This is a genomic window from Nitrospirillum pindoramense, from assembly GCF_007827955.1.
GTDB classification, from domain to species: Bacteria; Pseudomonadota; Alphaproteobacteria; order Azospirillales; family Azospirillaceae; genus Nitrospirillum; species Nitrospirillum amazonense_B.
In genome coordinates, this window is the sequence record NZ_VITR01000003.1 from 38,369 (window position 1) to 52,525 (window position 14,157).

General features: G+C 69.0%; 12 protein-coding genes. 4 read left to right on the top strand and 8 right to left on the bottom strand.

Going from position 1 to position 14,157, the window contains the following annotated elements; all coding sequences use genetic code 11:
- Positions 1-8: 8 nt before the first annotated feature.
- Both FBZ90_RS05260 and lepB read right to left on the bottom strand, forming a co-directional pair.
- Complete coding sequence (locus FBZ90_RS05260) at positions 9-1,385, bottom strand: protein arginine N-methyltransferase (protein WP_145729987.1); 1,377 nt, start codon at positions 1,383-1,385, stop codon at positions 9-11.
- A 30-nt stretch (positions 1,386-1,415) separates the two neighbouring features.
- Positions 1,416-2,171, bottom strand: coding sequence for a signal peptidase I (lepB, locus tag FBZ90_RS05265; protein WP_145729988.1), 756 nt, complete (start codon positions 2,169-2,171; stop codon positions 1,416-1,418).
- A 164-nt stretch (positions 2,172-2,335) separates the two neighbouring features.
- Here lepB and FBZ90_RS05270 point away from each other — a divergent pair, with 164 nt between their 5' ends.
- The gene (locus FBZ90_RS05270) at positions 2,336-2,653 is read left to right on the top strand and encodes an acylphosphatase (RefSeq protein WP_145729989.1); all 318 of its coding nucleotides are present in this window, start codon (positions 2,336-2,338) and stop codon (positions 2,651-2,653) included.
- Positions 2,654-2,724: 71 nt separating this feature from the next.
- Here the strand turns inward: FBZ90_RS05270 and ctrA are convergent, their stop codons facing one another.
- Positions 2,725-3,429 carry a response regulator transcription factor CtrA gene (gene ctrA / locus FBZ90_RS05275; protein ID WP_145729990.1) on the bottom strand — a complete coding sequence of 235 codons (705 nt, stop codon included), beginning with the start codon at positions 3,427-3,429 and terminating at the stop codon, positions 2,725-2,727.
- A gap of 211 nt (positions 3,430-3,640) precedes the next feature.
- On the opposite strand from ctrA, the gene fliI reads away from it, so the two are divergent.
- The 3 genes from fliI to FBZ90_RS05290 are packed head-to-tail and all read left to right on the top strand — an operon-like array spanning position 3,641 to position 5,827.
- On the top strand, positions 3,641-4,981 hold the full coding sequence (gene fliI / locus FBZ90_RS05280; protein WP_145729991.1) for a flagellar protein export ATPase FliI: 1,341 nt from the start codon (positions 3,641-3,643) through the stop codon (positions 4,979-4,981).
- Positions 4,982-4,997: 16 nt separating this feature from the next.
- Complete coding sequence (locus tag FBZ90_RS05285) at positions 4,998-5,435, top strand: flagellar FliJ family protein (RefSeq protein WP_145729992.1); 438 nt, start codon at positions 4,998-5,000, stop codon at positions 5,433-5,435.
- Between the two features lie 8 nt (positions 5,436-5,443).
- Positions 5,444-5,827, top strand: coding sequence for a hypothetical protein (locus FBZ90_RS05290; protein ID WP_145729993.1), 384 nt, complete (start codon positions 5,444-5,446; stop codon positions 5,825-5,827).
- A gap of 14 nt (positions 5,828-5,841) precedes the next feature.
- Here FBZ90_RS05290 and FBZ90_RS05295 read toward each other — a convergent pair whose 3' ends face one another.
- From FBZ90_RS05295 to flhA, 5 genes are all read right to left on the bottom strand, one after another.
- Complete coding sequence (locus FBZ90_RS05295) at positions 5,842-6,669, bottom strand: aldo/keto reductase (RefSeq protein WP_145729994.1); 828 nt, start codon at positions 6,667-6,669, stop codon at positions 5,842-5,844.
- 105 nt (positions 6,670-6,774) lie between these two features.
- Positions 6,775-9,600 (bottom strand): hypothetical protein, encoded by a 2,826-nt coding sequence (locus FBZ90_RS05300; protein WP_145729995.1) that lies wholly within the window; start codon positions 9,598-9,600, stop codon positions 6,775-6,777.
- Positions 9,601-9,674: 74 nt separating this feature from the next.
- Positions 9,675-10,490, bottom strand: a complete 816-nt coding sequence (locus FBZ90_RS05305) for a MinD/ParA family protein (protein ID WP_145729996.1) — start codon at positions 10,488-10,490, stop codon at positions 9,675-9,677.
- On the bottom strand, positions 10,487-11,479 hold the full coding sequence (locus FBZ90_RS05310; protein WP_145729997.1) for a flagellar biosynthesis protein FlhF: 993 nt from the start codon (positions 11,477-11,479) through the stop codon (positions 10,487-10,489). The genes FBZ90_RS05305 and FBZ90_RS05310 overlap by 4 nt, the downstream gene beginning before the upstream one ends.
- Positions 11,480-11,963: 484 nt before the next feature.
- Positions 11,964-14,120 (bottom strand): flagellar biosynthesis protein FlhA, encoded by a 2,157-nt coding sequence (gene flhA, locus FBZ90_RS05315; RefSeq protein ID WP_145729998.1) that lies wholly within the window; start codon positions 14,118-14,120, stop codon positions 11,964-11,966.
- Positions 14,121-14,157 lie beyond the last annotated feature (37 nt).

Here is a 14,157-nt window from a genome sequence, read left to right on the forward strand (position 1 = left end):
TAGCCGATTCAGCGCTTCAGGCTGAGCCAGACGTTATGCCCGTCGTGGAAGACGTCAATGTCGACCGTTTCGCCGGCCATCAGGTCCACGGGCCGGCGGGGCAGGTAGAGGCCGGGTTGCCAGCCCGAGGACTCGGTGGGGGACAGCGGGCTGTTCTCGAACTCCACCCCGTCCCACAGCTTCAACCAGATCCATTGCAGCAGGCCGACGCAGCGGCCGTCCGCCGTCACCGGCAGCGACAGGCGCCCGCGCCAGCTCTGCCCCGGCTGCGGATCGGCCAGGTCCACGGTCAGCGCCTGGAAGGGGGCGGACAGTGCCTTGAACGGCACCACGCGTTCCAGCCGGACGGAGCGGGGCGCCAGGCGGTTGAAGGCGTCGAGGTCGAAGCCGCACGCCTCCTCCACGAAGAAGGTGCGTTCCATCACCCGGCTTTCCGCCAGCAGGGCGCGCACCCCGCCGGCCTGGGGGATGATGCGGGCGCCGGTGGCCAGCAGCCGGCCCTTGGCGTCGCGCACCGCCGGCAGCACGCGCTCCGACAGCAGGTCGCTGGACAGGATTTCCGACACCAGCAGGTCGGCCGGGCGCGGCAGGTCGGCGCCCAGCGTCACGGCGGTGGAAGGCTTGGCGATGACGGTGACGCGGTCGGCATAGCCATTGTTGGCGATGATGGTGCGCGCGGTCTCCGCGATCACCGGATCGGCCTCGCAGGTGTAGACATGGGCGGCGCCGGCGCGGGCGGCCATCATGGCCAGCAGGCCGGAGCCGGTGCCGATTTCCAGGACGATGTCGCCGGGGCGCACGGCGGCGGTGATGGCCGCCTCATAGGCCGCGTTGCGCTCGATATCGTTCATCATCGGCATATGCCACCGCGGCGTCAGGGCGGTGCGTAGCTTGTTCAGCTGCAATTCGGCCTCGATGAAATCCGGCTTCAGCTCCAGCGCCATCTCACTGTGCGTCACCGCTTCGGCGATACGGCCCAGGTCGCGCAGGGCCGCCGCCAGGTTGAAGCGGTTGATGGGGTCGTCCGGCTCCGCCGCCACGGCGCGGGCGAAACTCTCCGCCGCCTCGGTCGCGTGGCCCAGCTTCTGGTGGCACAGGCCGATGTTGAAGTCCCGGCCCCGCCAGGTGGGGTCCAGGCTGACGGCCTTGCGGAAGGACTCCAGCGCCTCTTTCCAGCGGCCCAAATGCTTGCGCACCGTGCCCAGGTTCCAGTGCACCGCCGACGCCCGCGGCAGCAGGCGCGCGACCTCGCGGTACGTGGCCTCCGCCTCCGCCCAGCGGCCCTGGTTCTGGTGTTCCACCCCCTGGGCGAACAGCTCTTCGGCGGGGCCAGTGGGGGTTTGGGCGGGGGCTTTGGGGGCGGACGGTTTGGGGGGCTTGGCCATGGGGCAGGCAGTTCTTTCAGGGGGACGGGATCAAGGTTTCAGGTTGCGGCCAAACCGGGTGGTCCAGTCGCCGCCGGGGCAGGTCAGGGCGCTCTCGGCTTTGCAGAAGCTGTTGGTGTAGGCGGTGAACTGGGCCCGGGCGATGACCCGGTCCAGCGGCACGAAACCCAGGTCGGGGTAGGGAAAGCGGCTGTCCTGGCTGTTGTCGCGGTTGTCGCCCATCAGGAAGACGCGATCGGCGGGCACGGTGTACACGCCGGTGTTGTCGGCGGGGCCATCGTCACCGCGCTGCAGGATGGCATGACGGGCGACACGCCCGTCCGTGGCCGGCAGATCCTCCACATACTCGGTCACATGGATGGTGCGTCCATGGTCGTCGCGATAGTCGTAGGCGCCGCTTTCATGGCGGTCGACCACCTGGCCGTTCAGCACCAGCCGGCCATGCACCAGCTGCACCGTGTCCCCCGGCAGGCCGATCACCCGCTTCACCAGGGCGTCCGGCGCGCCTTCCGGTTTCAGCACCACGATGTCGCCCCGCTGCGGCAACTGGCCCAGGACGCGGCCGTCGACGGTGGGGATGAAGCCCTCCGGCAGGGTGATGTCCGGCGAATGCCGGCTGTAGCCATAGGCGTACTTGGCGGCGACGAAGTGATCCCCCACGGCCAGCGTGGGCAGCATGCTTTCGGAGGGGACGTAATAGCTGCCGAAGGCGAACGCCCGGAAGGATAGAACGCAGACGGCCCAAATCAGGATGAATCGGCCCCAGTCCACTATCGCGCGTCGCATCGTTCCACTTCCTCCCGTCCTACATCATGGGGCCGGCCCCACCGGCTGCCGCCGGCGATGATGCCGAAGGGCGGCCGGCCTTGTCCATCGCGCCTTGGCCATTGGCAGGCGGCGGCGGTTCGCTCTATACCGCCGTCAGCGCGTTCCGTACCGATGGAAGCCCCATGCCCCCGTCCGCCATTCCGACCCTCGATCCGCCCGTCGATCGCGTCGCGACCCACGTCATTCTGCACGGCCGGGTGCAGGGGGTCTTCTACCGCAATTGGACGGTGGAGCAGGCGCTGGAACTGGGTCTGGATGGATGGGTTCGCAACCGGAACGATGGCACGGTGGAGGCGTTGTTCGCCGGACCGTCGACTGCTGTGGCGGAGATGGTGTCCCGATGCCACCAGGGCCCGCCCCATGCCGTGGTGACGGCCGTCGTGACCACCCCGGGCACCGATCCTGGCGCCACCGGCTTCCACAAGCTGCCGACGGTTTAGACTGGAAAAGAGAAAAGGCCGCGCGTCCTTCAGAACACGCGGCCTTACTGGTTCGGCGCCCTGACCACGGGTCAGCTGGCGGCCTGCTGCTGCCGTGCCTCGTTGGGATCACGCAGGACATAGCCGCGGCCCCACACGGTCTCGATGTAATTGCTGCCGTCCGTCGCCTGCGCCAGCTTCTTGCGCAGCTTGCAGACGAAGACGTCGATGATCTTCAGCTCCGGCTCATCCATGCCGCCGTAGAGATGGTTCAGGAACATCTCCTTGGTCAGGGTCGTGCCCTTGCGCAGGGACAACAGTTCCAGGATGCCGTATTCCTTGCCCGTCAGGTGCAGGGGCTGGCCCGCGACCTCCACCGAGCGGGTATCGAGGTTGACGGTCAGCGCGCCGGTGCGGATGACGCTTTCCGAGTGGCCCTTGCTGCGGCGGACGATGGCCTGCATGCGGGCCAGCAGTTCGCGCTTGTCGAAGGGCTTGGTCAGATAGTCATCGGCGCCGAAACCCAGGCCCTTCAGCTTGGCGTCCAGTTCCGTCAGGCCCGACAGGATCAGGATGGGCGTGGTGACGCGGGCCGAGCGGAGGCGGCGCAGCACCTCATACCCGTCGATGTCCGGCAGCATCAGATCCAGAATGATGATGTCGTAGTCATACAGCTTGCCGATCTCCAGGCCATCTTCGCCGAGATCGGTTATGTCGACGATGAAACCTTCGGATTTGAGCATCAATTGGATGCTCTTGGCCATCGACGGATCGTCTTCTACGACCAGCACTCTCATAGGCTTCTTCCTTGAAAGGGGTGTAGTCTCAAGGGAGCGGAAACATCCACTGCCGACTAGGTTAACAGATGCTGCGACATTATGCTACGCGAGTAAGGCTATCCTTTAGCTAACTCATCCGTTGTGGACGCAACCGGCGGGTGCATCCGGCCGCACAGCCGAAGCGCGCGGCTAAGATATTGTCTTTAAAGGGTTCAAGGGCTCGATGGCCATGATCTATGATCCCAGTGTCCTGATCCCGGAGATCGAGGCGCTGCCCCCGTTCAAGATTTTCGGGCGCGTCAGCTCGGTCCTGGGCATGCTGGTGGAGGTCGGCGGGGTCGAGCGCCGGCTGTCCATCGGCGGACGGTGCCGAGTCATCTCCCGCGGCGGCCGCCCGGTGCCCTGCGAGGTGGTGGGATTCCGCAATGGCAAGGCCCTGCTGCTGCCCTATGGCACGCTGGAGGATATCGGCCTGGGCTGCAGGGCTGAGGTGACGGAGGGCCAGCCCGAGATCCACCCCACCCCCGCCTGGCTGGGCCGGGTGATCAACGCCCTGGGCGAGCCGCTGGACGGCAAGGGCCCCTTGCCCATGGGGCCGGTGGGCAACCCCATCAAGGCGGCGCCCCCCCAGGCCAGCACGCGAAAGCGGGTGGGGGCGAAGATCGATTTGGGCGTGCGGTCCATCAACACCTTCCTGTCCTGCTGCCGGGGGCAGCGCATGGGCATCTTCGCCGGTTCCGGCGTGGGCAAGTCGGTGCTGATGTCCATGCTGGCGCGCTACACTGCCGCGTCCGTCACCGTCATCGGCCTGATCGGCGAGCGCGGCCGCGAGGTGCAGGAGTTCATCGAGGACGACCTGGGGGAGGAGGGCTTGGCCCGCAGCGTGGTGGTGGTGGCCACCAGCGACGAGCCGCCGCTGATGCGCCGCCAGGCGGCCTACATGACCTTCGCGGTGGCGGAGCATTTCCGCGACCAGGGCCAGGACGTGCTGTGCATGATGGACAGCGTCACCCGCTTCGCCATGGCCCAGCGCGAGATCGGCCTGTCCGCCGGTGAGCCGCCGACCACCAAGGGCTATCCCCCCACGGTGTTCGCCGAGCTGCCGCGCCTGCTGGAGCGGGCGGGCCCGGGGGCGGGCGATGGCACCATCACCGGCCTGTTCACCGTGCTGGTGGATGGCGACGACCATAACGAGCCCATCGCCGACGCCGTGCGCGGCATTCTGGACGGCCACATCGTCATGGAACGCCGCATCGGCGAGCGCGGGCGCTATCCCGCCATCAACATCCTGCGCAGCGTCTCGCGCACCATGCCCGACTGCAACACGGATGAGGAAAACGCGCTGGTCACCGCCGCGCGCCGCCTGATGTCGTCCTACAGCGACATGGAGGAGATGATCCGCCTGGGCGCCTATCGCCGGGGCAGCGACCCCCAGGTGGACCGCGCCATCGAGCTGAACCCCCATATCGAGGGCTTCCTGCGCCAGGGTCGGCATGAGCGCAGCGACCTCGCCACCGGCTACGCCCAGCTGCAGGCCATCCTCAACGGCGCCCCCTGGCCGGTGGGATAAGGCCTCCGGTTAAGCCATGAAAAGCCTGAAGACCCTGATCCGGCTGCACAAGAACGAGGTGGATGAGAAACGTCGCCACCTGACCCAGCTGCGCGAGCACGACGACCAACTGACCCTGCGCCGCCAGCAGTTCGAGGCGCAGGTGGAGATGGAGCGTCAGCTGTCCGGCACCTCCGTCGACATGGCGGTGGCCTTCGCCAACTTCCTTCCCCAGATCAAGCTGCAACGCAACGCCCTGGAACAGGCGCGCCAGCAATTGCTGATCGCCATCCACCGGGCGGAGGAGGATCTGGCCCAGGCCTTCCAGGAGCTGAAGCGCTTCGAGCTGGCGGAGGAGGAGCGCATCCGCAAGGAGAAGGCGGAACTGGCCCGCAAGGAGGCCATGATGCTGGACGAGATCGCCGCCCAACGCCACCTGCGCCAGCAGGAAGAGGGCGGGACGGGTGAGGAGTAGGGGACGGCATGCGTATTTTCCGCCCCCTCTTGCTTCTGCCGTTGGCGCTGGCGGCTCTCGCCCAGGCCAAGCCCACCTCCTTCGTCATCAAGAGCGTGCACGTCGACCAGGCCGGCATCTGGCGGGAAAAATCGGACGGCGGGGACAGCTGCGCCCGTTTCCACCTCAGCGACAAGGCGGCCACGCGCTGGTTCCATAAAGCCAAGGAAGTGACGGAGCGCGCCTGGCGGGAGGAACTGGACTGGACCCCCTGCTTTGCCACCGGCACGCTGACCACGTCGGACGGCAAGACTTACGCCTGGGACCTGGACCGCTCCGGCCGGGGCCAAGTCAAGATTTCCGACACCGTTTCGACGTTCCTGTCGGGGCCGGAGCTGCCCTTCGCCAAGTAGCCCTCAGATGGGCATCAGTTGAAATCGTCGGGATGGGGGCCCAGCCGGCCGCGTGGATCGTCCAGGCCGGCGATACGGGCCATGTCGGCCTCGTCCAGGCGGAAGTCGAACACGGCGATGTTCTCGCGGATGCGATGGGGGGTGGCCGATTTCGGAATGACCCCCAGCCCAAGGTCGAGATGCCAGCGAATGACGATCTGGGCCACCGTCCGGTCATGCTTGCGCGCGATCTCCGTCAGCACCGGATGGTCTAGCAGCGTGCCCTGGCCCAGGGGGCTCCAGGACTGGGTGATGATGCCGTGGGCCTCATGGAAGGCGCGCAGTTCGCGTTGCTGGAACCGGGGATGCAGTTCGATCTGGTTCACCGCCGGCACCACGCCCGTATCGTCGATCAGCCGGGCCAATTGCGGGGCGGTGAAATTCGACACGCCGATGGATCGGGCCTTGCCCGTCTCCCGCAGGGCGATCAGCGCCCGCCAGGTTTCGGCGTAGCGACCCCGCGCGGGTGTCGGCCAATGGATCAGGTAAAGGTCCACGGCCGGCAGGCCCAGCCGTCCCAGGCTGTGGTCCAACGACAGTGCCGGCGCCTCGCTGCCATGGCTGTCGTTCCACAGCTTGGTGGTGATGAAAATCCGGCTGGCGGGTATGCCGGTGCTGCGCACCCCCCGGCCCACGCCGCCCTCATTCCGGTAAATGGAGGCCGTATCCACCAAACGGTATCCCGCCTCCACCGCCGTCGCCACGACCGGGGCGGCTTGGCTGTCCATCGTTTGCCATACGCCCAGGCCCAGTTGGGGCATGACGCGGCCATCGTTCAGGGTAAGGGTGGGCTGCTCGGCCATGGCGGGTTCCGCTTGCTGCGCGCGCACGCTGATGCCAACCAAGATGGGACGCCGCGGGCCGCCGGCAAGGGTGCCAGATCCGTGCCGTGCCAGATCTGGGCCGTGTCAGATGCGGGTGACGGGTTTGGCGCCGCTGGCCGGTGCCGCTTGGTCGACCCAGCCGTGGGCGCCGGTCTGGAAGGCCAGCGCGCCGCTGTAGCCCACGGCCGCCAGGCTGTTGCTGTAGATGCCGTGCAGTTCCCGCGTCAGGCTGGTGGGCAGCAACTGGCGGGTGCGGATCACCAGATCGAAGCGGCCGGTCCAGATCAGGCCGTCCAACTGCATGGGGCCCAGGCGGGACAGGGTCAGATCGATCAGGAAGCGGCGCAGCGGCCGGTTGCGCTGGGCGCGGGCGGGGCCTTCCGCCTCCTCGCCCTCCTCCTCGTTGATGGCGCGGACATGGACTTGCAGGCGGCCGACCTCGTCGCCGAAGGGTACGGCATAGGTGCGCCAGCCATCCTTGTTCGGTTCCGCCGCCTGGTTTGCGATGGTGTTGAAATCGTCGGTGAGCCGGGCGGACAGGCGACCGCGTCCAGCCTTGCCCAGGGTCGAAAGGGCGTCGGCCCCCAGCCAGCCGCCGGCGTCGCCGCCGCGCAGGGCCGCCAGGAAGATCACCAGCGTCTTGGTGAGCTGCGGCGTGGGGCGGGGCAGCACGCTGTCGATGAGATGACGCGCCAGGGCCGGGTCGGTGGCGGCGATGACCGCCAGCGTCTCCCGCAGGGCCGGCCAGTCGCGGCCCCGCGCCGGGTCGATGGCGGGCGGCACGGGGTCCAGGTCCGGCGTGGGCAGGGCGGCGGGGGCCAGCCGTACCTTGGTGCCCACCGGCAGATCCGCCCGCGCCTGCAAAAGAAGGGTGCCGCGCGGCGTTTCCACCACCGGCTGGCCGGCGCGTGTCACCCCCACCACCGTCCCGGGAATGGCCGATCCGGGAGCAGTAGGGGCGACGCCAGGGCGGGCCAGGGCGGGATCAAGCGGCGCGTCGTCCATCGTGGGCGCCATGTCCCCCGGCGCGCCAGGCATCACCTCCACCGCCATGCCCGGCCGTTGAACGGAGAGCACAGTCAGGTTGATCGTCTGACCCGGATTGGGGGCGGTGGACACCTGCACGGGTGCCGTGTAGGCGCTGGCGCCCGGGGGTGTCGCCGCGGGCAGGGGGGGCGCTGTCGCTTCCTGTGGGGACAGGGCGCCCGGCGGCAGGGTCATGGCCGGCGTCATGCCGACGGGCCGTGCCGGCCCGGCCAACGGTGACGCGGTCTTGCCGTCCGCCGCCGGGGCGGGGGACGGCGTGAGCTGGCCGGTTAATCCGGCCAGGGGCCGCGCGCCAGGCGCTTGGGGGCTTGGGGCCGTCGCGCCTGTCCAATCCGGGACAGCCGGGCTGGCGGATGGGATTGCCGTCCCAGCCGCCACCGAGGGCGCCGGGGGGCCGGGGACGGATGACCCCTGTGCGATCGGGGGGCTGGCTGGGGTCGGGAGGCTGGCCGGAGAGGGGGGGAAGGGGGTGGTGGTGCCGGAGGGCAGGCCGGTGCGCACGAAGCTGGGACGGCCGCTCAGGAACACGCCACCACTGACGAACGGTGTCGCGCCGTCCGCTGACGGGGCCGGGCCGCTGGACGATGCCGGCTGTGGACTGGTGGGCAATGGACTGGCGACCTGTGGACTGGCGAACTCTGGACTGGCGCCCCGGGGAACGGCCGGTGCGGGAATGCTGAGTGGGGGACCAGAGGATTGCGCCGGGCCGGGTGCGCCAAGGTCGGGCAGGACGCCCGGGGTTGCCAATGCGGACGCCGGCGGGGAGGTGGGGCCGCCACGCGGCTGCCCCGGGCTGGGGGGCGCGTCGGGCGCTGTATTGAGCTGACCCTGGGGCCCTGGCCCGGCCGGCGCTGATGGCGTGCCGCTGGAGGGTGCCTCTGGGGCCGGCGACGTGCCCGTCGGCTGAGACGCCGCCGCCTGCGTCGACGCCGCGGCACTTACCCCCGGTGTTGGGACGGTGGGGGCGGACGGTGGCGCGATGTCGGGCAGCAGGTCGCCCAGCGACGGCGGATTGGCGGTTGCGGCCGGCGTGCCGCCGGTGGCCCGCGCGAACAGCAAATCCGCCAGGCTGCCCACCGTCCAGGGCGTGGGCAGAGGTCCGCTGGTGCTCGCCGGCGGGTTTTGGGGGCCGGGGTTGGGGGGGGCCTGGGGCGACGCACCCGGTGGGGCGGCCTGTCCCGCCGTGTCGCCGTCCGTCGTCGCCTGGCCGCCGGTTCCGGTCTGTGGCGCGGTGGGGCGGCCTTGGGAGGGGGGCGCGGCTGGGCTGGGCTGCTGCTGCTGCGACGGGGAGTCGTCGGTGAGATCGGGTTGGTCCCCCGTATCTCCCCGGGCGCCCACGATCAAGCCGAGCCCTAGCCCTTGGTTGATGTCGGAGGATGGCGCCGGAACGCTGGATGGGGCGGCGGTGCCGCCGCTGGCCGGTGCTGGACTGAGCAGGACGGCGGCCAAGGTGGCCCCCACCTGCAACGGGGGCAGGTTGGATGCCAACGGGGTTGGGGCCGCCTGCGGGGGCGCGCTTGCCTGGCTGGTGCCTTGAGCCGACTGGGCCGCCGATTGGGCCACAACCGTGGCGGTCGTGGCGGCACCGGCGGCTTGAGCCGGAATTTGCAGGGTGACGGGTCGGTCGGTCGGCAGCGGCGCCTCGGTGCGCACCTGGACGTCGCCGGCGGCGGTGCGGACCGTCGCCTGGTCGCCCTGCTGCTCCGTCACCATGCCGCTGACGGCCAGGGCCCGCGCGAGGCCCGTCAGCTTATCCGGCAACTGGGTGACCGTCACCTGGCCCAGCACCGTGGGCGCGGCCCCGCCGCCGGTTCCGGCGGCCAGCGTCTGGATGAGAACGGACGGGGTTTGGACGCCGCTCATGGCCAGAGCCTCCTCCGCCGCATAGGGCGTGTTCCCCGCCTGGACTGTCCCGTCCCGCCGCGGGCCACGCCGGGTCAGCCCCCCAGGTTCAGGCGGTTGGCCACCATCTCGATGTCATGGGCGGCATCGGAGGTGGGGAAGCGCATGAACAGGGGCGATTGGCTGCGGATGGCCTCGCGCACCTTGGCGTCGCGCCGGACGATGCCGCCCAGCTTGGGCGACATCTTCAGGTACCGCTGGCAGACGGTCAGCAGCTTTTCATACGTCCGCTCGCCCAGCGCTTTGCTGTCGGCCATGTTGATGACCACGCGCAGGTCGGCCATGGGGTTAGCCTGGTAGCTGAGCTTCAGGAAGGCGTAGGCGTCGGTGATGGAGGTGGGCTCGTCCGTCGTCACCACCAGGGTGGTGCCGGCGGGGCCGGAGAAGGTGCGGACCATGCGGTCGACGCCGGCGCCCAGGTCGATGACCACCCAGTCATAGTTTTTGGCCACGTCCGCCAACTCGGTGCGCAGCTGGGTCAGCCGCGCCGGCGGCAGGTTGGCCAAGCTGCCCGAGCCGGAACGGCCGGCGATGATGTCGAAGCCACCCTCGGGGAAGCGCTGGGCCGCCCCTTGCAGGGTCACCATGCCGTCAATCACCTGGCCCAGGTCGCGCTTGGGCATCAGGCCCAGCTGGATGTCCACGTTGGCCAAGCCCAAATCGCCGTCGAACAGCAGGGTGCGCTTGCCGCTGCGCGCCAGCGCATGGGCCAGGGTGACGGAGAAGAAGGTCTTGCCCACGCCGCCCTTGCCGCTGGCCACGGCCAGGATGTTCTGGCGCCGCAGGGGCATGACGTTGTCGGCGGTGGCAAAGCCGGCCGGTGCGCCGGTTGGGGAGAGAAGGTCGTTCATGCGTGGGTCCCCGTTTGCTTGGCGCGGCGTTCGCTGGTTTCAGAGCCGGGCATCATCAGGCGGGCGAGCGATGTGGGTGAAAGGGGGGTCAGGCCTTCGGCCGCGCGCGGGCTGGTGCTGGCGTCGCAGAGGGCAAGGCCGGCCTCATGCGCGGCGGTCAGCATGCTGCCCAGGCGGCGGGCCATGTCCAGGCGCGTGGTCAGCAGCCGGCGGGCGCCCAGGGCGCGGAAGGCACGGGCCATTTCCGCCGCCTCCACCGCGTCCATGCCGGCCGGCAGCACCAGCACGGGTTCGATGTCGGCGGCCACCAGGAAATCGCGCAGGTCGTTCAGGTCGGCCTGGTTGTAGGGGTTGCGGCCGGCGCTATCGACCAGAACCTGCTCGGCGCCCCGTTGCACATCCAGCGCGTCAGCCAGGGCCAGCGGGTCCTCCACCGTCATCAGGCGCAGTTTCAGCACGCGGGTGAAGGCCGCCAGCTGGTCGATGCCGCCGGCGCGCACCGTATCGGTGGAGATGACGCCCACCGGCCGGCCCTTCAGCGCCGCGCGGGCGCACAGCTTGGCGACCGTCAGCGTCTTGCCGGCGCCGGGCGGGCCCACCAGCATCAGGGGCCTGGGGAACCGGCCCTCGGGCAGGGGCTGGAAGGTGAACACGGACTCCAGCGCGGCGGCCAGCAGGGTCTGGGCGTCCTTGGCGTCGAAATCGGCGATGCTGTCCATCAGCCGCTGGTTCAGGTCGGCGGGTAGGCCGTGGCGGAACAGGATGTCCGTCACCTGGTCGGCGGGATCGGGCGCCAGCGGGTTGGGATAGCGGTCGTTGATGGCGGGCATGCCGGGGCCCGGGATGGATTCCTCCACCGCCGCCGTCACCCGGACGCCGACGCCTTCCTCCTCGCGCGTGGCGACGATGATGGCGTCGTCCCCCAGCACCTCCCGCACGAGGCGCATCGCCTCGCCCATGGTCGGGGCGTGAAAGGACTTCAGCCGCATGATTGTCCTGCCCTAGGGGCCATATCCACTCCACCTCCCCACAGGGGCCCACCCCCGCGGGACCCTGCCACCGGAACCGCCGCGGCTGCACCCGCCGCCCGCGGCAACTGAAACCCCACCCTATCCCCGCGCCGACGGGGGCGAACGCTTCCCGGCCGGCTATCCTGGCACGGCGCCCCATCATGGGCGCTGCGCCAGGTCATTTGCGCGCCAGGTCATTCGCGCGTATGCGGGCATTAACCCGGCTTGTCTGCCGTCAAAAGGACAAATACGTCAAGGACCCAAGGATGGCATTTTATTCGGACCGTTGCATCAGCGATAAGGGCGTGCGGGCGCAGCTTCCGGCCCGCCGTGTCATTTACACCGCGCTTGCTTAATTTTGCGTTAGCCATGTTCGGCGACGCCCCCGCATCATCCGGGCGGAAGGCCGCTTCATCCTGCGACCCACCCGCTATTTCTACACCCCCAGCCGCCGCGGCGGCTCTTACACTTGCCCCAAGGTCTTGATCTTGGCCTTGGGGTGGATTTCGTTCTGCGACATGACGGCGGTGGCCGGGCGGAAGCGTTCGATGATGGACCGCACGAAGGGCCGGATGCCCGGGCTGGTCAGCATCACCGGCGATTCCCCCATCATGGCGTGGCGGTCATAGGTCTGGCGCACGGCGGTGATGAACTGCTGCAGGCGCGACGGCGCCATGGCCAGGTTGCGCTCATCCCCCTCGCCGACGACGGATTCGGCGAAGGCCTGCTCCCACTCCGGGGACAGGGTGATGAGAGGGATGTAGCCCTGGTCGTTGGTATGGCTGTCGGAAATCTGGCGTGCCAGCCGGGCGCGCACATGCTCGGTGATCTGGGTGATGTTGCGGGTGTAGCCCGTCGCCTCGGAAACGCCTTCCAGGATGGCCGGCAGGTCGCGGATGGAGATGCGCTCGCCCAGCAGGTTCTGCAGCACCCGCTGCAACGCACCGATGCCGATCTGGCCGGGGATGACGTCGGCCACCAGCTTCTGCTGTTCCTTGTTCAACTCGTCCAGCAGCTTCTGGGTCTCGGCGTAGGACAGCAGGTCCGCCATGTTGTCGCGCACCACCTCCGTCAGGTGGGTGGTCAGCACCGTGGGCGGGTCCACCACGGTGAAGCCCTTGAACAGCGCTTCCTCGCGGTAGGCTGGCTCGATCCACATGGCGGGCAGGCCGAAGGTCGGCTCCGTCGTGACCTCGCCCGGCAGCTGGATGGGCTCGCCGCGCGGGTCCATGCACAGCAGCATGTTGGGGCGCACGTCGCCCCGGCCGGCCTCGATCTCCTTGATGCGGATGACGTAGCTGTTGGGCGGCAGCTGCAAATTGTCCTGGATGCGCACGGCCGGCATGATGATGCCGATCTCGCTGGCCAACTGGCGGCGCAGGCCCTTGATCTGGTCGGTCAGGCGGTGGCCGGCGTCGGTGTTGATCAGCGACAGCAGGCCGTAGCCCAGCTCCAGCCGGATGAGGTCGATGGCCAGCGCGGAGGAGATGGGCTCATCCGGCGCAGGGGCGGGCGGGCCGCCGGGGCCACCCGGGGCGCCAGGGGCGCCGCCGGCCATGGCTTCCCCGCCGCCCATCTGGTCGCCGCGCGCCTTGCGCAGCCGCGGCAGGTAGTAGGCGCCGGCGAACAGGGCGATGGCCAGCGAGATGAAGGGCAGGAAGGGCAGGCCCGGCAGCAGGGCCAGGGCGCACAGCAGGAAGGCGCTGAGCCCCATGGCCGAGGGATAGAAGCTCAGCTGCCCGAACAGCGCCTTGTCGGCGGAGCCCGACTGACCCGACTTCGACACCATGAGGCCGGCGGCCAGCGAGACGATCAGCGCTGGAATCTGGCTGACCAGGCCGTCGCCGATGGTCAGCTGGGTGTAGGTGGCACCGGCCTTCAGGAACGACATGTTCTTCTGGCCGACGCCGATGATCATGCCGACGACGACGTTGATGAAGGTGATGACCATGCCGGCCACGGCGTCGCCGCGCACGAACTTGGACGCGCCGTCCATGGCGCCGAAGAACTGGCTTTCCTCTTCCAGCTCGCGGCGGCGCTTCTTGGCCTCGTCCTCGTTGATCAGGCCGGCCGACAGGTCGGCGTCGATGGCCATCTGCTTGCCGGGCATGCCATCCAGGGTGAAGCGCGCCGCCACTTCGGCGATACGGCCGGAACCCTTGGTGATGACGGTGAAGTTCACCATCACCAGGATGGCGAACACCGTCACGCCGATGATGAAGTTGCCGCCCATGATAAAGCCGCCGAACGCCTGGATGACGTGGCCGGCGGCCTGGGTGCCCTCATGCCCATGGCCCAGGATCAGGCGGGTGGACGCCATGTTCAGCGCCAGGCGCAACATGGTGGACACCAGCAGGATGGTGGGGAAGGAGCTCATCTCCAGCGGCTTCTGGATGCTGAGCACCGTCATCAGGATCAGGACGGAGAAGGTGAAGGATACGGCGAGGCCGAAGTCCAGCAGGAAGGTCGGCAGAGGGATGACCAGCATGACCAGGATGGTCACGATGCCCAGCGCGAACAGAATCTCCGTCCGCTTCAGCAGGGCCGGCCCATTGTTCCGCAAGTTGCCGAACAAGTTGTTCAGCGGATTCCCGCCGGAGGCCGCGGTCTGGTCAGCCATGGTCTTTCTTTCCGGTGTCGGTCAGGTCCCCGATCCC